A 19,871-nucleotide genomic window follows, 5' to 3' on the forward strand; every position below is an offset into this window, starting at 1 on the left:
GCGTCAGGGCGCCAGTTCGAACTGGACCGTGACGCTGGTGTTGAGTTCCAGCTCACCCGCGGCGACCGGCGGAGCCGCACCGACCTTGCTCGATTCCATGCGCACGGCCATCGGCATCGGCCGCGGTGCATAACCGCTGCTCTCGCTGATCGAGATGATCCGCACCACGCGCAAGCCTGCCGCTTTCGCGTAGAGCTCTGCGCGTGCGCGCGCCTGCTTCATGGCGTCGATCCGGGACTCGTCGCTCGCCGCATCCGGTTCGGCCAGCATGAAGTTGGGGCCGTTGACCTGGTTGGCGCCCGCGCTGACCAGTGCGTCGATTACCTTGCCCATGTCGTCCAGCTTGCGCTGGCGCACCATGACGTTGTTGTTGGCCTCGTAGCCGACGATAGTCCGGGTATCGCTGTCATAGCTTCCGTCGGGCTGGCGCTTGGGCTGCGAATAGACCGGGTTGAGGCTGAGATTGCTGGTCTGGATGTCCTTGTCGGCGATACCCGCCTTCTTCAATGCAGCCATGACCTGCGTCATCTGCCGCGAATTGGCGGATAGCGCTTCGCTGGCGGTGCGACCCTGCGTGGCGACACCAGCGGTGTAGCCCGCCATGTCGGGCGTGCGCGTGGAACTGCCCTGTGCAGTGACAGTCAGGAGCGTATGCCCCGCCGCAATGGCGGGCACGACATCGCTTTGCTGGGCAAGAGCCGGCGGCGCGATGGCAGTGGCAAGCGCGGCGGCGGCAATCAGGCTCAGGCGTTTCATTGTGTATCTCTCCGTCTTGGTGACCGTGCAACGGTCTGGACGGAAGGAGGTTTCAGCGCGCTGAACCGAGTTGGCGATTCAGAGGGTGCCCTCGATCGCGCGGGCAGCGGCGAGGGGGTCTTCGGCGCGGCTGATCGGGCGGCCAATCACCAGCACGCTGGCGCCGTTGTCGCGCGCCTGACGCGGGGTGACAATGCGCTTCTGGTCGCCGTTGCCATTGCCGCTGTCGGGGCGCAATCCGGGGACGACGAAGTATCCGTCCTTCCACTGCTTGTGCACCGCGCCGACTTCGTGGCCGGAGCAGACGATGCCGTCGAGCCCGGCCGAATGGGCCAGATCGGCAAGGCGCAGGGCCTGTTCGGCGGGGTCGGACTGGACGCCGATCGCCGTCAGGTCGTCATCGTCGAGGCTGGTAAGCACGGTGACGGCTACGACCTTGCAGTTCTCTCCGGCAGCGGCCTTGGCGTCTTCCATCATCGCCCGGCCGCCGGCGGCGTGAACGGTGACGATCGCCGGTTCCAGCACGTGGATCGCCTGCATCGCGGCGGCCACCGTATTGGGAATGTCGTGCAGCTTGAGGTCGAGAAAGATCGGCAGGCCGAGCTTGTGCAGCTCATGCACACCGTGATGCCCGTGCGCGCAGAAGAATTCGAGCCCCAGCTTGATCCCGCCGATATGGCCCGCGACCTTGCGCGCCAGCGCTTCCGCTGCATCGAGGCGGGGCACATCCAGGGCGAGATAGATGGGGTTGTTGCTCATTCTCAGGCTTCCGGAGAGGGGGTGGGCGTTGACGTATCGAGTGGATCGGCAGCCAGCGGAGTATCGCCGGGCTGCGAAGTCATGGACGGCATCGAGCTTGCCCGGATCGAGTTCTCCAGCGAGGCGATGCGGCGGGTCAGGCGCCAGCGCACGGCACGCAGATAGAGCCATACCGGAAGCATGCCCAGGAGGAAGAACAGCAGGGCGACGACGCCCACCGGCCATTCGAAGTGGACGTAGTTGCCATCGTCGAGCGGCCAGAAGTTCACCGGAACCTTGGTCCAGTTCATGGCAATGAACGCCACGAGGATCGCCGTGAGCGCGATCCACAGGACGGTGCGTATGACCTGCATTTTTCCTCCTGTGCTCCCTTCGGGATTTTCACGATGCTAGGCGTGAAATCAGGGCATTGGAAGACCGGGCAAAAGGCTTAGTTGCCGAACACCCGCGCGAAGATCGTGTCGACGTGCTTGAAATGGTAGTCGAGATTGAACTTGTCCTCGATCACTTCGGCCGGCAGGGCCTTGGCAACGTCCGCGTCGGCCTTGAGCAGTTCCAGCAGGCTGAGCTGTCCGTCGGATTCCCAGACCTTCATCGCGTTGCGCTGAACGAGGCGGTAGCTTTCGTCGCGGGTAAGACCTGCCTGCGTCAGCGCCAGCAGGACGCGCTGCGAGTGAACCAGCCCGCCCATGCGGTCGAGGTTCTTCTGCATCCGTTCGGGGTAGACGAGCAGCTTGTCGATCACGCCGGTAAGGCGCGCGAGCGCGAAGTCGAGGGTGATCGTCGCGTCCGGACCGATGAAGCGTTCCACCGAGGAGTGCGAGATGTCGCGCTCGTGCCAGAGCGCCACGTTCTCCATCGCCGGGAAGGCATAGGATCGGATCATGCGCGCCTGGCCGGTCAGGTTCTCGGTGAGGACCGGGTTGCGCTTGTGCGGCATGGCCGACGAGCCCTTCTGGCCCGGCGAGAAGTATTCTTCGGCCTCGAGCACTTCGGTACGCTGGAGGTGGCGGACCTCGACGGCGATGCGCTCGATCGAGCTGGCGATTACGGCGAGTGTGGCGAAGAACATGGCGTGGCGATCGCGCGGGATGACCTGGGTCGAAACCGGTTCGATCTCGAGGCCCATCTTATCGGCGACATAGGCTTCGACCGAAGGATCGACGTTGGCGAAGGTGCCGACAGCACCGGAGATGGCGCAAGTGGCGATCTCTTCGCGCGCGGCGACGAGGCGCTTGCGGCAGCGCGCGAACTCGGCATAGGCCTCGGCCATCTTGAGGCCGAAGGTGACCGGCTCGGCATGGATGCCGTGGCTGCGGCCGATGGTCGGGGTGTACTTGTGCTCCTCGGCGCGGCGCTTGATCGCGGCCAGCAGGTCGTCGAGGTCGGCAAGCAGGATGTCGGCAGCCTTGGCGAGCTGGACGTTGAGCGTCGTATCGAGAACGTCCGAGCTGGTCATGCCCTGGTGCATGAAGCGCGCCTCGGGACCGACTTGCTGGGCAACCCAGTCGAGGAAGGCGATGACGTCATGCTTGGTAACGGCCTCGATGGCGTCGATCGCGGCGACGTCGATCACCGGCTTGGTTGCCCACCAGTCCCACAGGGCCTTGCCGGCGCTTTCGGGCACCACGCCCAGTTCACCCATCTTGACGGCGGCATGCGCCTCGATCTCGAACCAGATGCGGTAACGGGCTTCGGGTTCCCAGATCGCGGACATCGCGGGGCGGGCATAACGGGGGACCATGGTTCGACTCCTTCAGACCTGACGCGCGTGTGCCGCTAGGGGCAGGGCGCGCGAAAGGCAAGGGCGGCGCGGCGGAATTGCAGCATGCGCCCTTTTACGGCCTCTTCCCGGCCCGGCCAATCGCGCGCGACGAGGACTGCAAGTCCGCCGTGTGCCGCGCTCGCGCCGTCCTCGTTTCGCAGGATTGGCGGAGACCGCACGGGGAAAAGGGGCTCATGCAGCGCCGCAATGCGAAACGATACCGGGGAGAACGGTTTTTTCGTTCGTGCAGCTTGCTACAAGCTCAAAGTCAGCCTTATAATGCAACTAGTTAAGTGCCGAAGAAGGGCGTCGGCACGAAACCGGGGTATATGGATGAAGAACGCTACCGGCTGGGCGGGGCATGGCTGACGAGAACGCCGATCCGGCGCTGCGTCCACTGGATGTGTTCCCCAGTCTGACGCCAAAGCAGCATGAAGTCCTTTCCTACGTCGCGGAAAATCGCACGAGCAAGGAAATCGCATTCGAAATCGGCATCTCGGTCAGTGCCGTCAATCAACGTATTGAAAGCATCCGCAATCGAACCGGCTCGCCGCCGCGCGCCGAACTGGCGCGAGCCTATCGAATCTTCCTGCAGGAACAGGATAAGGCGAACGCGCCTGATCATGCGGCGCAAGCCGATGGATGGCAGGCGGCGCAGGAGAGCGAAGCTGCAGACAATCTCCCGCAAGAAAATGCCAGCGACGGCGATGAGGCTCCTGCGCCCAGGCTGGCCCAGCCTGCCGTCGGGGCGATGACGGACGTTCTGCCTGCGGCGCGTCATCATCTTCCCGTAGAAGGCCATTCGCATGGCCCTCTGGTAAAGGGCCTTACAATCGTGGCCGGCACCGTCCTCGTCGTGCTGGTGGCCCTTGGCATCGTGCTGACGCTGCACCGCGTGCTGTGACGGTCAACCCGAACGCACGGGGCAATGCTTCGGCTCGTTTCAGCCAATTGCGCACTCGCGTCATCCGATCGGGCGTTTGACTTCAATGAAAACGCCATGAAAGTGTTCGCAAGTGCAAACCGCACCGTTCGGCCGGTGGATCTGCCGGCGGTTCATCCTTTTTTCGTTCACGCTATTCAGCTTATCCCGGTGGAGACTTCGGATTGACCCAGATCGTCACGGTTCAAACCCAGCCTTACGATGGACAGGCCCCCGGCACGTCCGGCCTGCGCAAGAAGGTGAAGGTCTTCCAGCAAGCGAACTACGCCGAGAACTTCATCCAGTCCGTCTTCGATTCCGTGACGCGTGAGCCGGGGTCGACCCTGGTAATCGGCGGGGACGGACGTTTTCATAACCGTACCGTTATCCAGCAGGCGATCCGCATGGCGGCGGCGAACGGCTATGGCCGCGTACTCGTGGGGCGCGGCGGCATTCTCTCGACTCCGGCGGCCAGCCACGTGATCCGCAAGTACAAGGCCAGCGGCGGGCTGGTCCTGTCGGCCAGCCACAACCCCGGCGGCCCCGACGAGGATTTCGGCATCAAGTACAACATCGCCAATGGCGGCCCCGCGCCCGAAGGCGTGACGAGGGCGATCCACGCCCGCACACTCGAGATCGACCGCTGGTTTACGGTGGAAGCCCGGGACGTCGATCTCGACCGGATCGGCGACGTCGAAGTGGGAGCTATGACGGTCAGCGTGATCGACCCGGTCGCCGACTATGCGGACCTCATGGAAGAGCTATTCGACTTTGCTGCGATCCGAAAGGCTGTTGCTGGCGGGTTCACCATGCGCTTCGACGCGATGAGTGCGGTGACCGGCCCCTATGCCGTCGAGATCCTCGAAAACCGCCTCGGTTTTGCGAAGGGCACGGTCGTCAACGGCACGCCGCTTGAGGATTTCGGCGGACATCATCCGGACCCCAATCTCATCCACGCCCGGGAACTCCACGATCTGATGATGGGTGAGGACGCGCCGGACATCGGGGCTGCCTCCGACGGTGACGGAGACCGCAACCTGATCATCGGGCGCGGGCGCTTCATCACGCCCTCGGATTCGCTGGCCATGCTGGCGGCCAACATAGAGATTGCTCCGGCCTATAAGGGGCGCCTAGCCGGAATTGCCCGCTCGATGCCGACCAGCGCCGCTGCCGACCGCGTGGCCGAAGCGCTGGGCGTACCATGTTTCGAGACGCCGACGGGCTGGAAGTTCTTCGGAAACCTGCTCGATGCCGGCAAGGTGACGATCTGCGGCGAGGAAAGCGCCGGTACAGGTTCGGACCATGTGCGCGAGAAGGACGGTCTTTGGGCCGTGCTCCTGTGGCTCAACATCCTGGCGGTAAGGCAGATCCCCGTGGATCGGCTGGCCCGCGAACACTGGGCCCGGTTCGGCCGCAATTACTATGCCCGCCACGATTATGAGGGGATCGACAAGGACGGCGCCGATGCCCTGATGGCAGGTCTCGAGGACAGTCTCGGCTCACTGGCGGGCCGCTCCGTCGGCGCGCTGCGCGTGAAGCTCGCCGACAGTTTCTCCTACACCGATCCGGTTGACGGCTCGGTTAGCGAGAATCAGGGCATTCGGGTGCTGTTCGAGGATGGCTCGCGCATCGTTTTCCGTCTTTCCGGCACCGGTACGCAAGGTGCCACCTTGCGCGTCTATCTCGAACGGTATGAACCGGCAGGCGGCAGGCTGGACGAGGATACCGGGGCGATGTTGGCGGAGCAGATCGCGGCAGCCGATGCGATCGCCGGGATCACGCGGCATACCGGTCGTAGCGCGCCAGACGTCATTACCTGACGGGCAGCACCCAAGGGTAGGAGCGGGGCCATGGGAAAGTCCCCTGCCTGTGCACAGCATTTCCCCTGTTCATGCACCGGTTATCCCGGAGTTATCCACAGGCTTGCCCGAACCGGCGTGAACATGCCATTCCGCCGGGAATGGAACTCGGACAGTACCTTGGCCGCATCGGCCTGAGCGAAGCGCCCGCGCTCGATCCGGGCGGGCTGGCCCAGTTGCAGCTCGCGCATCGGCGCGGCATCGGCTTCGAGAACCTGGATATCCGCCTGGGCCGCGGCATTCGCATCGACGGCGCTTCGGTGTTCGACAAGCTCGTGGTGCGTGAGCGGGGCGGATACTGCTTCGAGCAGAACCGCCTCTATGCCGATATGCTCACGCTCCTCGGCTTCGAAAATCGCCCGCTGCTGGCGCGGGTCCTGCTCGGCGTTCCAGAGGGCGTCGCGCCGCCGCGCACGCATACGCTGCTGCTTGCGCAAGTGGATGGAAAACCATGGATCGCGGATGCGGGTTTCGGTGGCAGCTTCGTGCCGCCCCTGCCGCTGGAACACGGCGCTGAAGTGGGGACGTCTGACGGGGCCCGCCACCGCCTGCTTCGCGTGGGCGAACCCGGTTCGCTGCCGGGCGAATGGCGGCTGGAACGCGCCGGGCCGGTAAGCGCGACCGATGGCCGCAGTGCACCGCACGGGGACTGGCAGGCGCAATACGCCTTCGATCTCACGCAAGTCGCTCCCGATGACCTGGAGATGGGCAATCACTGGACTTCGACGCGGCCCGATACGCGCTTCACTTCGCTGCATATCGCCAGCATTGTCCTGCCGGGAGGTTTCGCGGCGCTCAGTGAAAGGCAACTGACGGTCTATCGTGACGGTACGAGCGAAACGCGCACGATCGACGACCCGCGAGATTACGCGCGCCTGCTGCGCGACCTGTTTCGTATCGACCTGACCGACCAGGAAGTCGCCGCGCTACCGCTGTTCGGCTGAACGGGTCAGTTCCATTCCAGCCGCAGCTCGGTCAGCGCCCCGACATTGCCGGCGCGGTATCGCGGCGGCGAACCGGGCTTGACCCGGAACGACCGCATGCCTTTCAGCCATTCCTCGATGAACAGGATCGCTTCCAGCCGGGCGAGCCCCGCGCCAACGCAGCGGTGCGGCCCAACGCCCATGGCGGTGTGGCGCACAGGCGACCGATTGCGCAGCAGGTTCTGGTCCTCAAGATGGCGCGCTAGGCGCAGGGCGAAGATGTCGAGATCGACGACCCGGCCTGCTCGCGCAAGGACGAGGTGGCGCAAGTGGGCCTGCCGAACCCTCGGCTAGTCAGACTTCGCGCAGACGCGGCATGAGTTCGACGAAGTTGCAGGGCCGGTTGCGGCTGTCGAGCTGCTCGGCAAGGATGCCGTCCCAGCCGTCCTTCACCGCGCCATTGGATCCGGGCAGGGCGAAGATGTAGGTCCCGCGCGCAACGACCGCCACGGCCCGGCTCTGCACGGTCGAAGTGCCGATGGTCTTGTAGGAAAGCCAGCGGAACAGCTCTCCGAAGCCGGGGATTTCCCTGTCCTTGATCTTGTCGAGCGCCTCGGGCGTGACATCGCGGCCAGTCAGTCCGGTGCCGCCGGTCGAGACGATGGCGTCGATTCCGCGATCGTCGACCCAGTTGTTCAGCCGGTTGGCAATCCGCACCGCATCGTCGCGTTCGATCGCACGCGCGACCAGCTTGTGGCCGGCATCGCGAATCCGCTGCTCGAGAATGTCGCCCGAGGTATCGTCCTCGGGGCCTCGGGTGTCGGATACAGTCAGAAGGGCAATGTTGATCGGCTTGAAAGTCCGGTCGAGGTCAATGGCCACGCAAGATCGCTCCGTTCGCTGCCATGCGTACGCCCTTTGACCCGGCCAGTTCCGGGAAAGTCGGCCACATGTCCTGTGCAAGCGCCATCCGGCTTTCCGAAACGCCGCCCGCCTGGCGTTCGTACATCCAGTAATTGCGCAGGACAATGTTCACGTAGCCGCGGGTTTCCCAGTAAGGAATCGATTCCATCCAGAGCAGCGGATCGCCGTCGTCCTTGACCTCGGTATTCCAGCGCGTGACCGGCGCTAGACCGGCATTATAGGCCGCCATGACCTTGGGCAGCAGGCCCTGCGTTCCCGATGAGCCCTTGAGCATTTCGAGGTGCCGCTGGCCGAACGCGAGATTGATCTCGGGCTTGTTGAGGTCGCTGGCGGATCCCGACACGCCGATGTCCGAGGCATGATCGCGTGCGGCGGAAGGCATGATCTGCATCAGGCCGCGCGCACCGGCGGGGCTGACGACGCTGGCCTGGAAAATGGATTCCTGCAGCGCATGGGCATAGACCAGCGCCGGATCGACTTTCCAGCCGCCGATGGGCGTCCACTTGGGAGTGGGGAAACGGGTTGCCGGTTCGGGCTTGCCGCCGCGCGGGGCATTGTAGGCCATCCACAATTGCGTCGAAGGCAGGCCAAGGTCGCGGGCTAGGCGGGAGAGCGGTTCGTATTGGCCGGGATCGCCAATGCGGGCCTGATGGCGCAGCACTTCGTCGGCAAGGCCGTCCTCGCCGATTTCCGCCAGCTCAACCGCGGTGCGTACATTGGTGTTGTTGCGCAGCGACTGCCAGTCCGACTGGGTGAAGTCCGCACCTGCATGCTGTTCGGGCAAGTGCACGCCGAGCTGTTCGCTCGCCAGCATGCCGTAAAGCGTCTCGTCGCGCTTGGCCGCCATGCGCAGCGGCTCTGCGGCGAGGTCGGGGCGGCGGCAGCGCACGAGGGCGCGGCTCTGCCAGTAATAGGATGCCGAAGTGAGTTCTGCGTTCTCGGACGTTTTCGCGGCCTTGGCAAAGGCATCGCTGGCGGCATCGCAATCGCCCAGGCGCCATGCGGCAAGGCCTGCTGTCCACCATGCCTCACCAACCCAGGGGCCGGTGCCAAGGGCAGCCAGCTGCGCCATCTGGTAGGCCGAGGCGTCCTGGTTCTCGATGTAGAAGCTCCAGGCGACGCGCTGGCGCCACTCGGCGCGCGCCGAATTGCTCAGCCCGGCGTCGATCCCGTCGAGCAGGACGCGCGCGCCCGTCGGGTCGTCGTTCTTGATGCGCTCGAGGATGCCGGAGGAAATCGCCTCGGGCATCGTGCCGTCGTTGATCGAGGAGGGACGGGTGCGCTTGGGCATCGAGGGCAGGCGGGCGAACTGCTGCTCGGTCGGCAGGTCGGGGATCGCCTCGGCCCCGCGCTTCAGGGCAAGGCGGGAAATCTGGTCGGCGCCGGGAAGCTCCGTGCCCTTGGCCAGCCAGTCCTTCAGGTCGGGCAGCTCGATCTTGGGCGAACCGGCGGCAAGATAGTATTCCGCGCGGGCCTGCTGGTGCAGGGGGCCGTCGGGACGCTCGGCCAGCATCTGCTGGACCTTGGACCAGTTCTTGGCGTCGATCGCGTCGAACACCTGCTTGTAATAGGCGCGATCATCCTGGCTCAGCAGCGAAGGCACGGCAGTGCGGTCCGCGCGGGTGCGGAAATAGTCGACGGCGGCACTGTTCGCATATGCAGGAGCGGTCGCCACGGTCGCGGTGCACGCGATGGCGAGTCCGGCGATCCATCCTGCCTTGGCAAGTTTAGTCAAAATTCGCTTCCCCGATCGTTCGATCACTCTGCCTGCCCGGTGCGGCCCCGGCCGGTCAGGCGCAACTTGGCTCTGCGGTATCTGCGCTGGGCCGGTTCAGCCGGTCGTCCACTTGAGCCAGGCCTGCCAGAGAACGGCTTTCCATCGCGGCTGAGCCAGCAATGCAGGTAGCCCCCTCGAAGCAAGCAGAGGTATCGTTCCTCCTTCATGATGGAATGTGTGCAAAACGGCAGAGCGTTGCGGCAATTCGTGCCCGATGAGCGGCAGGACGTTTGTTCCCAGTAGGATAAGCCGTTCCGGCGCCACCAGGTTGACGTGATGGACAAGCACCTGGCCGAGCCCGCGCTCGTTCATCGCTGCCCAGTCGGGCGCCGGTGTCGCGCGGGGCAGGGCGCTTGCGAGGTAGATGTCCTCGCGGCGCGTGCCGAAGGCGGCCAGCATGGCATCGAGCAGTCTGCCTTGCGGTCCGCCGAGCAGCGCCTGGCTGTCGTCGGGTTCCGGCATGTCGACAACGACCATCAGTTTCGCGCCCGCCTGGCCCTGTGGCAGCATCCTGCCCTCGGTGGAGCCATCGTCGAGCAGCGGTTCGCTCAGCCACCACTGGCCGAAGGCGGCGAGGTCGCCGGGCAGCGCTGCAGGATCGAAGCGGCTGGGTGGCGGCGTTGCTTCAACCTGTTCGACCGGTGTGCGCCGGGGGCGCCGCGGTCCGGTGGAATCGGCGTCTTCGTCCTCGGGCGGGGTCAGCCACTGGCGCGGCTCGTCGAGGAAGGCATAGTCCACCCCCGCATCGCGCCACCAGTCCAGTGCGCCTGCGATATCGTCCAGAAATTGCGTATTCGTGGCTTGAACCATCGCCGGGGTCTTGACCTGTCGGCGACGAGCAATCAAGGCACAAGAGAAATTAATCGTACGACTAAGTTGATACCGGATAACAGGATCGGAGTTGGGGGCCCCCATGATTGAACGCGAAGAGATGCCATACGACGTCGTTGTTGTCGGCGGCGGTCCGGCCGGCCTGTCGACGGCGATCCGGCTCAAGCAGGTTGATCCCGAATTGCAGGTCTGCGTGCTGGAAAAAGGCTCCGAGATCGGCGCCCATATCCTGTCCGGCGCGACGATCGACCCCAAGGCGCTCGACGAGCTGCTTCCGGGGTGGGCCGACGACGGCTGTCCGCTGGCCGAAACACCGGTGACCGACAACCTGCACTGGCACCTGACGAAGAAGGGCAAGGTCTCGATGCCCGAGATCGTGATGCCGCCCTTCATGTCGAACGAAGGCAACTTCACGGGCTCGCTCGGCAACTTGTGCCGCTGGCTTGCCGAAAAGGCCGAGGAACTCGAAGTCGAGATCTTCCCCGGCTTCCCGGCTGCCGAGATCCTCTATGACGACAACGGCGCGGTGATCGGCGTCCAGACCGGCGACATGGGCGTTGACCGCGAGGGCAATCCCAAGGGCGACTTCCAGCCGGGCATGAACCTGCTCGGCAAGTACACCGTCTTCTGCGAAGGCGCGCGCGGCCACCTGACCAAGCGTCTCAAGGCCAAGTTCGACCTCGAGGCGAACTGCGAGCCGCAGATCTATGGTCTTGGCATCAAGGAGCTCTGGGACATCGATCCCGACAAACATGCGCCGGGCCGGGTCATCCACACCCAGGGCTGGCCGCTCAGCGAGAGCGATTCCTGGGGCGGCGGCTTCCTGTACCACCAGGCCAACAACCAGGTCTCGCTCGGCTTCGTGACTGCGCTCGACTACAAGAATCCCTACGTCTACCCCTTCGAGGAATTCCAGCGCTGGAAGCAGCACCCGGAAATCCGCAAGATCCTCGAGGGCGGTAAGCGCGTGGCCTATGGCGCGCGCGCAATCAACGAGGGTGGCTGGCAGTCGGTGCCGCAGCTTGCCTTCCCGGGCGGCGTTCTGGCCGGTTGCTCGGCAGGGTTCGTCAACGTGCCGCGCATCAAGGGCACGCACACCGCGATGAAGTCGGGCATGCTCGCCGCCGAGGCGATTGCCGCCGCGATCAAGGCGGGCCGTGAGCAGGACTCGCTCATGGAATACGACAGTGCCGTTCGCGAAAGCTGGATCGCCAAGGAGCTCAAGCTCGTGCAGAACGCCGAGCCGCTGGTCGCCAAGTGGGGCGGCGAGCTGGGCACGATCCTTGCCGGCGCGGACATGTGGCTGCGCACCCTGTTCGGCTTCGGTCTTGCCAAGCCGATGAAGCACCATACCGATGCCTCGACGCTGCAGCGGGCCGATCTGTACAAGCCGATCGAATATCCCAAGCCCGACGGCGTCATCAGCTTCGACCGCCTGACCAGTGTCGCCTACTCGTTCACCAACCACGAGGAAGAGCAGCCCTGTCACCTGCGGCTCAAGGATCCGACGGTACCCACCGCGATCAACCTGCCGGTCTATGCCGGGCCGGAAGCGCGCTACTGCCCGGCAGGCGTCTATGAGTTCGTCGACCCGGATGGTGCGGGGCCGCGTCTGCAGATCAACGCGCAGAACTGCGTCCATTGCAAGACCTGCGACATCAAGGACCCGACCCAGAACATCGAATGGGTCACGCCCGAAGGCGGCGGCGGTCCGAACTACCCGAACATGTGATTTTCGGATCATGGCGAAATGACTGTGAAGCGTCGGGGGTTGCTCCGGCGCTTCACTCGTTTCAGGGAGGGCGCGATGACTCTTTCCGAAACCGCTTATGCGAAGATCAATCTCGCCCTGCACGTGCGCAGGCGACGCGAGGACGGCTATCACGAGCTGGAGACGCTGTTCGCCTTCGTCGATGATGGCGACCGGCTGACAGCTTCCGTCGCGGACCGCGATCACCTGACGACGCACGGTGAATTCGCCGGGAAGATCGACGACCCCTTCGACAACATCGTCGCCAGGGCGCTCACCGCCCTGCCGCACGGCAAGGGCTGGGCGGTCGACCTCGACAAGCGACTGCCGGTCGCGGCGGGGCTGGGCGGCGGTTCGGCCGACGCGGGCGCGGTATTCCGCATGGTCGAGCGCGGGCATGGCCTGCCCGATGACTGGCACGCGAAGGCGGCGAAGCTGGGGGCAGACGTGCCGGCCTGCGTCCTCTCGCGCCCGTGCATCGGCACCGGGACAGGCACCGACCTTGAGGAAGTGGCCGAGAACGACCTTGCCGGATGCCCGGTCCTGCTTGTCAATCCGCGCGTGCCGGTGCCGACCGGGCCGGTGTTCAAGGCGTGGGACGGCGAGGATCGCGGGGCAATGCCGACAGGATCGCTGCGCGAGATCGCGCTAGCCGGGCGCAACGACCTGGAGGTCCCGGCCATCTCCATCTGCCCGCAGGTGGCCGATGTGCTTGCGGCCCTCGGGCGCACCGATCCGTTTCTCGCCCGCATGTCGGGCTCGGGCGCTACCTGTTTCGCCCTTTACGAAAGCCGCGAGGCCATGCTGGCCGCCGCCGAGGCGATTGCGCGCGACCATCCCGAATACTGGCAGATGACCGGAGCCCTGCGTTGATTCACGAAGCCTATCGCATCGTCGGAACCCCGCGTTTCGGCGGCATCCTCGTCGTTGCCGATCATGCCTCGAACCGCGTTCCGGACGACATCGCGCTCGGCATCGATGCCGCGCTGATGGACGAACACATCGCCATCGACACCGGCGTGGCCGGAATCGCGGAGAAGATGGCGCGCAATACCGGCACGGCGGCCTTCCTCGGCAATGTCAGCCGCCTCGTATGCGATACCAACCGCGACGAGACCGACCCGGCCGCGATCCCCGAAAGGAGCGACGGCCGCGTCATTCCCGGCAATCTCGACATCGACCGCGAAGCGCGTCTGGCGCGTTTCCATCGCCCGTTCCACGAAGCGCTGGGAGAGATCCTGCACGGCACGCCGCAGGCGCTCACTCTGATCCTGCACAGCTTCACCCCGGCGCTGGAAACCCGGCCCGACGAGGAGCGCCCCTGGCACTGCGGCCTGCTTTACGATGAAGACGACCGCGGCGCGCGCCTTGCCGAGCCCTTGCTCGACGCCGATGGCCTGATCGTCGGGGACCAGCTTCCCTATTCGGGCAAGATCTACAATTCGACGATCTGCCGCCACGTCGAAGGCGAGGGACGGCCTTACCTGTACCTTGAAGTGCGGCAGGACCTGATCGCCGACGATGCCGGACAGGAGGAATGGGCCGAGCGCCTGACGCGCATCTGCAATGAAGTGGCGATCGGCCTGGAGTAGCGCTCAAATTGTCGCGTCGGTTGCGACAGGTCGGGACCGAGAGTAGCCTGCAAGGGGCAAGGCCCTCCGTCTGCGCTATTCCGCATCGCCGCCGAAGGCGATCTCGTTCAATTGCTCGCGCGTCTGTTCATACATCATGTCGATGTCGACCCGCTCGCCTTCCTCGACGCGCTGCGAGATCATCGTCACCGGGAAGCACAGGATGCTCGTGCCCGGCCAGTTGAGCGCGGGCTGGCGGCCGTACTCGTCGTCCACCGTCACCCAGTCCAGCATCAGGTCCTGTGCCAGGGCATCGCCCATGGCGATCCCCAGCGACTGCAGCTTCCAGGTGTCTTCTGGGCCGACCCATCCTTGCGCGAGGTTGGCGCGGATCACGGCCAGCTTGCCCTCGATCGTGTCGTAGGCTTCGTCGGGGTTGTTGGCGAAGTGACCCTTGATCCATCCCCTGGCCAGATCGAGCCACTCTTGCTCCTCGGGTGCGAGGGTAAGGGGTTCAGGCATGTCCATGGCACCATGATAGCAGCAAGGCGCCCGGCGGCCAAAACCGGCTTGTGAATAGCCTGTGTGCAATCGTCGCAAGTGCCGCTTGCGCAAGAAAAGGTGCGGCGCAGGCGCCCTTCATGGTATTTTTTCGCTTCGGATGAGGCCCCATATGCCGTAGGGGGCGCACCAAGCACTTGTGCGCCTGTGGGGCGCTGTTTTCGACCGGAGTTTCGCTGATGCCTGCCTATCGTTCCCGCACTTCCACCCACGGCCGCAACATGGCTGGTGCCCGTGGCCTGTGGCGCGCGACCGGCATGAAGGACGGCGATTTCGGCAAGCCGATCATCGCCGTGGTCAATTCCTTCACCCAGTTCGTGCCCGGTCACGTCCATCTCAAGGACCTTGGCCAGCTTGTCGCCGGTGAGATCGAGGCCGCGGGCGGCGTCGCCAAGGAATTCAACACCATCGCGGTCGACGACGGCATCGCCATGGGCCACGACGGCATGCTCTACTCGCTGCCCAGCCGCGACCTGATCGCCGACAGTGTCGAGTACATGGCCAATGCCCACTGCGCCGATGCGCTGGTGTGCATCTCCAACTGCGACAAGATCACCCCGGGCATGCTCATGGCCGCGCTGCGCCTGAACATTCCGGCGGTCTTCGTTTCGGGCGGGCCGATGGAAGCGGGCAAGGTCGTGCTCAAGGGCAAGGAACACGCGCTCGACCTCGTCGATGCCATGGTTGCCGCTGCGGACGAGAGCTACACCGACGAGGAAGTCACCGCGATCGAGCGCTCGGCCTGTCCGACCTGCGGTTCGTGCTCGGGCATGTTCACCGCCAATTCGATGAACTGCCTCACAGAAGCGCTGGGCCTTTCGCTGCCGGGTAACGGTTCGGTGCTGGCCACCCATGCCGACCGCGAGAAGCTGTTCCGTGAAGCAGGCCGCCTCGTCGTCGACCTGTGCCACCGCTACTACGAGCAGGAGGACGAGAACGTCCTTCCGCGCAAGATCGCCAGCTTCGGTGCTTTCGAGAACGCGATGAGCCTCGACATCGCCATGGGCGGTTCGACCAACACCGTGCTGCACCTGCTTGCGGCCGCATACGAAGCAGGCGTGGACTTCACCATGACCGACATCGACCGCCTTTCGCGCAAGGTGCCGTGCCTGTCCAAGGTCGCGCCGGCAAAGTCCGACGTCCACATGGAAGACGTTCACCGCGCCGGCGGCATCATGGCGATTCTCGGTGAGCTGGACCGTGCCGGCCTGATCCATCGCGATTTGCCCACCGTTCACAGCCGCACTCTGGGCGATGCGCTGGAGCGCTGGGACATCGTGCGCACCAAGGACGCCTCGGTGCAGGAATTCTTCAAGGCTGCTCCGGGCGGTGTGCCCACGCAAACCGCGTTCAGCCAATCGCGCCGCTGGAAGGAACTGGATATCGACCGTGAAGGCGGCGTGATCCGTTCGAAGGAACATGCCTTCAGCCAGGACGGCGGCCTCGCTGTCCTGTCGGGCAATGTCGCGCTCGACGGCTGCATCGTGAAGACGGCGGGCGTTGATGACAGCATTCTCAAGTTCACCGGCCCGGCGCGGGTCTATGAAAGCCAGGATGCGGCTGTTGCCGGTATTCTCGGCGGCGAAGTCGTTGCCGGTGACGTCGTAGTCATCCGCTACGAAGGGCCGCGCGGCGGACCGGGCATGCAGGAAATGCTCTATCCGACCAGCTACCTCAAGTCGAAGGGCCTCGGCGCGGCCTGCGCGCTGATCACGGACGGGCGCTTCTCGGGCGGCACTTCGGGGCTGTCCATCGGCCACGTTTCGCCCGAGGCGGCCGAAGGCGGTGCGATCGGTCTGGTCGAGAACGGCGACGTGATAGAGATCGACATCCCCGGCCGCTCCATTTCGCTGAAGATTTCGGACGAGGAACTGGCTGCGCGTCGAGCCAGGATGGAAGCGCGCGGGGCCGATGCCTGGGCGCCGGTCCATCCGCGCAAGCGCAAGGTCTCGGTTGCGCTGCAGGCCTATGCGGCGATGACCACCAGTGCCGCACGCGGCGCGGTGCGCGACGTAAGCCAGCTCAAGCGGAACTGAGCCGCATGGCGCGCGGCGCGGCGGTTGTCGGACTTTCGCGCGGCGTGCTCGCGCTGCTGCCGCTGATCGCACTGGTCGCATGCTCGAGCGGGAAGCCGCAGGCGCCGGCGACGGCCGAAGGGGCCGACCACATCGCCTGCGCCGTGGGCGGCGCGCAAAAGCTGACCGAGGCCTGCGCCGTCGAGCGCGGCGAGGTCGACGGCAAGCTGATGCTGGTCGTTCATCATCCCGATGGCGCCTTTCGCCGCTTTGAAGTGCTGACCGACGGGCGCGGCATAGCCGTGGCCGATGGCGCGGACGAGGCGGTGACTGCGCTCAGGGACGGCTCGCTCGACGTGAGCGTGGGAACGGATCGTTATGTCTTCCCCGCGAAAGTGCGGCCCAGGCCCGATGCCACCGGAGAAACTGATGTCCAGCGAACAGACGCCCAGCGATCGGACGCGAATTGACCAGATCCTGACTGTCGCGCAGATGCGCGATGCCGAGCAGGCCCTGATCGACGCCGGGACATCGGTCGACGAACTGATGCAGGTGGCCGGTCGAGGAGCCGCGGATTGGGTCTGGCGGCTGGCTGGACATCACAAGGTCACGGTCCTTTGCGGCCCGGGCAACAACGGCGGCGACGGCTATGTGATCGCCGAGGCAATCCGCGAGCGCGGGGGGCATGCCGTGGTCATCGCTGCGACCGAGCCAAAGACCGACGCGGCCCGCAATGCGCGGGCGCTCTTCAAGGGCGAAGTCATCGCCCTAGATGCCCCTGGCGGCGATGTGCAGGTGGAAGGCGACGTCTTCGTCGACTGCCTGTTCGGCAGCGGCCTTGCGCGTCCCCTGACCGGGGAGCACGCGGCCGTCGTCAACGCTCTGGCGGCATCGCACCGCCTGTCGATCGCAGTCGACTTGCCCAGTGGCGTCCAGTCCGACAACGGTATGCTGCTCAACGAGCATTTGCCGAAGTACGACCTGACGATTGCGCTGGGGGCCTGGAAATTCGCGCATTTCCTGATGCCCGCTTCTGCGCGCATGGGCGAATTGCGGCTGGTGCCGATAGGCGTGGAACCGGTCGCGGGGGCCGCCTTCGCGGTGGCGCGTCCGGCAGTTGCCGCACCCTCTGCGGATTCGCACAAGTACAAGCGCGGGCTTCTTGCCGTCGTCGGCGGGGCCATGCCGGGCGCGGCGATCCTCGCCAGCATCGCCGCGCAGGGCGCAGGGGCCGGCTATGTCAAGCTGTTCGCCGACAGCAAGCGCAATGCGCCCGCCGATCTCGTCGTCGATACAGGCGCATTGTCCGATGTGCTGGCCGATGATCGCAACAGCGCGGTTTTGGTCGGCCCGGGGCTCGGACGCGACGGTCTTGCGCGCGAAAGGCTCGCCGTCGCGCTCGCCGATGCGGTACCCGCAGTCGTCGATGCCGACGCGCTGATCCTGCTTGCCCCGCGCCATCTCGCCGAACGGCAGGCCGCGACGATTGCCACGCCCCATGAAGGCGAGATGGTCGCGCTCGAACGTGCCTTCGACCTCGATGGCAGCGGTTCGCGGCCCGAGCGCGCCCTCGCGCTGGCGGCGGAAAGCGGCATGATTGTCGTTGCCAAGGGGCCGGATACAGTTATCGCCGCGCCTGACGGTCGGCTCGCCTGCGCACCGCGCGCGACCGCGTGGCTTTCGACCGCTGGTACCGGGGACGTGCTTGCCGGAGCGATCGCCAGCCGGGTCGCCAGCGGGGTACCCGCCTTCGAGGCGGCCTGCGAGGGCGTATGGCTCCACGGCGAGGCAGCGCGGCTTTGTCCGCCGGCTTTCACTGCCGGACAGCTTGCCGAGAGGATACCGGCTGCGCTAGCGGCCTGTGTGTGAGCGAAACCGAAGAAATCCTGCGCATCGCCTCCAAGGGCGATGGCGTAACCGCAAGTGGCCGATTTGCCTGGGGCGCCGCCCCGGGGGACATGCTGCACGAGGACGGCACCCTGGAATGGGGGCCGCATCACGTGGAGCCGCCCTGCCGTCATTTCGGCCATTGCGGTGGCTGCCAGTTGCAGCAGCTCGACGAGGAGAGCCTTGCAGCCTTCGTCGAGGCGCGCGTGGCCAATGCCTCGGTTTCGCAGGAGCTGGGCGCCGAGACGATCACGCCGCCGCATCTCTCGCCGCCGATGAGCCGCCGCCGCGTCTCGCTGCGGGCGGAAAGTTCGGGAGGCCGCATCGTCGTCGGCTTCCGCGAGGCGCGTTCGCACCGGCTGGTCGAGCTTGAGGAATGCCATGTGATGGCGCCCGAGCTGGCGGCGCTGCTGGCGCCCTTGCGCAAGCTGCTGATCACGATGGGCAAGGGCGCGCCCAAGCCGAAGAAGGGCGGAAAGCAGGGCAAGCGCCAGGAAAAGAGCGGCGCAATGCCGCGCATGGCCGCCGACATCGAAATGACCCTGGTCGAGCAGGGCGTCGACCTGGGGGTCAAGGGCCTGGCCACGGAAGGGCTAGCGGCGACCGAGGCCATGCTGGACTTCGCGCGCGACCACGGTCTTGCGCGCCTTACCATGGATGGCGGCTACGGCCACGAAGTGGTCTGGGAGCCTGAACCGGTCACGGTGAAGCTGGGCGAAGTCTCGGTGCCGTTTCCGCCGGGCAGCTTCCTGCAGGCGACGCAAGACGGCGAGGAAACGCTGGTCGGCGCGGCCAGGGAATGGCTCGCCGGGATGCCGACGGTTGCGGATCTTTTCTCCGGGCTGGGCACATTCGCCTTCGCGCTGGCGGGACCGGATAGGAAAGTGCTGGCCGCAGAGGCCGCGCGCGATGCGCATCTGGCCTGCAAGGCCGCCGCGGACCGCTCGCAGCAGCCGGTCTTTGCCGTCCACCGCGACCTGTTCCGCAATCCGCTGCAGGCAGACGAACTGGGCAAGTTCGCGGCGGTTCTCCTCGATCCGCCACGCGCCGGCGCGCGAGAGCAGGTGGACTGCATTGCCGAATCGAGCGTGGGGCGGGTGGTCTATATTTCCTGCAACCCGTCGAGCTGGTCACGCGATGCGGCGCGGTTGATCGAGGCGGGATTCCGCCTTGTCGAACTGCGCCCGGTAGGCCAGTTCCGCTGGTCGACGCATGTCGAGCTGGCGAGCCTGTTCGTTAGGGACTGAGCGTGCGCGGGCGGCTTGTTGCGCGGCCCGTTATTCTCCGGCGGCCTTGGCCATCATGTCCATGAAGTCGCGCGCGGCTTCGCGATCTTCCTCGCTCTTGAATGCGACGTCTAGGTCGGGCGCGGCGCCGAACATGTACATCAGCGTCCACAGCGCGAACTTGCGGCTACTGTCCTTTTCCATTCCGAAGTCGACCTTCATCCGGTCGATGCCCACCTCAAGCGTGGTCGGGGCAATGGTGGTCAGGTCGTCGGTGCCGAAATAGCGGCGAAGCTGGTCGTCGAAATCCATGCCTCACGCCTTACCAGCAGGCGCGCCCGAGAC

The 19,871-nt window shown here is 65.5% G+C and carries 20 protein-coding genes; 10 read left to right on the forward strand and 10 right to left on the reverse strand.

Features of this window, described 5'->3' with window-relative positions; translation table 11 throughout:
• Positions 1-3: 3 nt before the first annotated feature.
• From JI59_RS01415 to purB, 4 genes are all read right to left on the reverse strand, one after another.
• Positions 4-756: an SIMPL domain-containing protein gene (locus JI59_RS01415; RefSeq protein WP_007014809.1), complete on the reverse strand. Its 753-nt coding sequence runs from the start codon at positions 754-756 to the stop codon at positions 4-6.
• A gap of 78 nt (positions 757-834) precedes the next feature.
• Entirely contained in the window at positions 835-1,515 is a 681-nt protein-coding gene (pyrF, locus tag JI59_RS01420) for an orotidine-5'-phosphate decarboxylase (protein ID WP_007014810.1), read from the reverse strand.
• 2 nt (positions 1,516-1,517) lie between these two features.
• Positions 1,518-1,868, reverse strand: coding sequence for a LapA family protein (locus JI59_RS01425; RefSeq protein ID WP_007014811.1), 351 nt, complete (start codon positions 1,866-1,868; stop codon positions 1,518-1,520).
• 77 nt (positions 1,869-1,945) lie between these two features.
• The gene (gene purB, locus JI59_RS01430) at positions 1,946-3,259 is read right to left on the reverse strand and encodes an adenylosuccinate lyase (RefSeq protein ID WP_038575356.1); all 1,314 of its coding nucleotides are present in this window, start codon (positions 3,257-3,259) and stop codon (positions 1,946-1,948) included.
• 382 nt (positions 3,260-3,641) lie between these two features.
• Between purB and JI59_RS01435 the strand changes: the two genes are divergently transcribed.
• The 3 genes from JI59_RS01435 to JI59_RS01445 all read left to right on the forward strand — a co-directional run bounded on the left by JI59_RS01435 (position 3,642) and on the right by JI59_RS01445 (position 7,005).
• The gene (locus JI59_RS01435) at positions 3,642-4,184 is read left to right on the forward strand and encodes a helix-turn-helix transcriptional regulator (protein WP_007014814.1); all 543 of its coding nucleotides are present in this window, start codon (positions 3,642-3,644) and stop codon (positions 4,182-4,184) included.
• A gap of 203 nt (positions 4,185-4,387) precedes the next feature.
• The gene (locus JI59_RS01440) at positions 4,388-6,022 is read left to right on the forward strand and encodes an alpha-D-glucose phosphate-specific phosphoglucomutase (RefSeq protein WP_007014815.1); all 1,635 of its coding nucleotides are present in this window, start codon (positions 4,388-4,390) and stop codon (positions 6,020-6,022) included.
• A 140-nt stretch (positions 6,023-6,162) separates the two neighbouring features.
• Complete coding sequence (locus tag JI59_RS01445; protein ID WP_007014816.1) at positions 6,163-7,005, forward strand: arylamine N-acetyltransferase family protein; 843 nt, start codon at positions 6,163-6,165, stop codon at positions 7,003-7,005.
• Between the two features lie 5 nt (positions 7,006-7,010).
• Here JI59_RS01445 and JI59_RS01450 read toward each other — a convergent pair whose 3' ends face one another.
• The 4 genes from JI59_RS01450 to JI59_RS01465 form a co-directional block, all read right to left on the reverse strand.
• Positions 7,011-7,313 carry a cytochrome P450 gene (locus JI59_RS01450; protein WP_007014817.1) on the reverse strand — a complete coding sequence of 101 codons (303 nt, stop codon included), beginning with the start codon at positions 7,311-7,313 and terminating at the stop codon, positions 7,011-7,013.
• Between the two features lie 25 nt (positions 7,314-7,338).
• Entirely contained in the window at positions 7,339-7,866 is a 528-nt protein-coding gene (gene moaB / locus JI59_RS01455) for a molybdenum cofactor biosynthesis protein B (protein WP_007014818.1), read from the reverse strand.
• Positions 7,856-9,670, reverse strand: coding sequence for a lytic transglycosylase domain-containing protein (locus JI59_RS01460; protein ID WP_007014819.1), 1,815 nt, complete (start codon positions 9,668-9,670; stop codon positions 7,856-7,858). Before JI59_RS01460 ends, moaB begins: the two co-directional genes overlap by 11 nt.
• Before the next feature lie 69 nt (positions 9,671-9,739).
• Positions 9,740-10,495 (reverse strand): uracil-DNA glycosylase family protein, encoded by a 756-nt coding sequence (locus JI59_RS01465; RefSeq protein ID WP_038575359.1) that lies wholly within the window; start codon positions 10,493-10,495, stop codon positions 9,740-9,742.
• 103 nt (positions 10,496-10,598) lie between these two features.
• Here JI59_RS01465 and JI59_RS01470 point away from each other — a divergent pair, with 103 nt between their 5' ends.
• The 3 genes from JI59_RS01470 (at position 10,599) to JI59_RS01480 (ending at position 13,858) form a co-directional block, all read left to right on the forward strand.
• Complete coding sequence (locus tag JI59_RS01470) at positions 10,599-12,248, forward strand: electron transfer flavoprotein-ubiquinone oxidoreductase (RefSeq protein WP_007014821.1); 1,650 nt, start codon at positions 10,599-10,601, stop codon at positions 12,246-12,248.
• A gap of 75 nt (positions 12,249-12,323) precedes the next feature.
• Positions 12,324-13,139 carry a 4-(cytidine 5'-diphospho)-2-C-methyl-D-erythritol kinase gene (locus JI59_RS01475; RefSeq protein WP_007014822.1) on the forward strand — a complete coding sequence of 272 codons (816 nt, stop codon included), beginning with the start codon at positions 12,324-12,326 and terminating at the stop codon, positions 13,137-13,139.
• The gene (locus tag JI59_RS01480) at positions 13,136-13,858 is read left to right on the forward strand and encodes an N-formylglutamate amidohydrolase (RefSeq protein WP_007014823.1); all 723 of its coding nucleotides are present in this window, start codon (positions 13,136-13,138) and stop codon (positions 13,856-13,858) included. Before JI59_RS01475 ends, JI59_RS01480 begins: the two co-directional genes overlap by 4 nt.
• Positions 13,859-13,933: 75 nt before the next feature.
• Here JI59_RS01480 and JI59_RS01485 read toward each other — a convergent pair whose 3' ends face one another.
• Positions 13,934-14,359, reverse strand: a complete 426-nt coding sequence (locus JI59_RS01485; protein ID WP_038576783.1) for a DUF3806 domain-containing protein — start codon at positions 14,357-14,359, stop codon at positions 13,934-13,936.
• Between the two features lie 218 nt (positions 14,360-14,577).
• Between JI59_RS01485 and ilvD the strand changes: the two genes are divergently transcribed.
• Genes ilvD through JI59_RS01505 form a run of 4 tightly spaced genes read left to right on the forward strand, consistent with a single transcriptional unit; the run spans position 14,578 to position 19,547 of the window.
• A complete protein-coding gene (gene ilvD, locus JI59_RS01490; protein WP_007014825.1) occupies positions 14,578-16,434 on the forward strand; it encodes a dihydroxy-acid dehydratase in 1,857 nt (618 codons plus the stop codon).
• Positions 16,435-16,439: 5 nt separating this feature from the next.
• Positions 16,440-16,883 (forward strand): hypothetical protein, encoded by a 444-nt coding sequence (locus tag JI59_RS01495; RefSeq protein ID WP_007014826.1) that lies wholly within the window; start codon positions 16,440-16,442, stop codon positions 16,881-16,883.
• The gene (locus JI59_RS01500; protein WP_007014827.1) at positions 16,843-18,282 is read left to right on the forward strand and encodes an NAD(P)H-hydrate epimerase; all 1,440 of its coding nucleotides are present in this window, start codon (positions 16,843-16,845) and stop codon (positions 18,280-18,282) included. The genes JI59_RS01495 and JI59_RS01500 overlap by 41 nt, the downstream gene beginning before the upstream one ends.
• Entirely contained in the window at positions 18,279-19,547 is a 1,269-nt protein-coding gene (locus JI59_RS01505) for a class I SAM-dependent RNA methyltransferase (RefSeq protein WP_007014828.1), read from the forward strand. Before JI59_RS01500 ends, JI59_RS01505 begins: the two co-directional genes overlap by 4 nt.
• A 30-nt stretch (positions 19,548-19,577) precedes the next feature.
• Here JI59_RS01505 and JI59_RS01510 read toward each other — a convergent pair whose 3' ends face one another.
• A complete protein-coding gene (locus tag JI59_RS01510) occupies positions 19,578-19,838 on the reverse strand; it encodes a hypothetical protein (protein WP_007014829.1) in 261 nt (86 codons plus the stop codon).
• Positions 19,839-19,871 lie beyond the last annotated feature (33 nt).

Source organism: Novosphingobium pentaromativorans US6-1, from assembly GCF_000767465.1.
GTDB lineage: Bacteria > Pseudomonadota > Alphaproteobacteria > Sphingomonadales > Sphingomonadaceae > Novosphingobium > Novosphingobium pentaromativorans.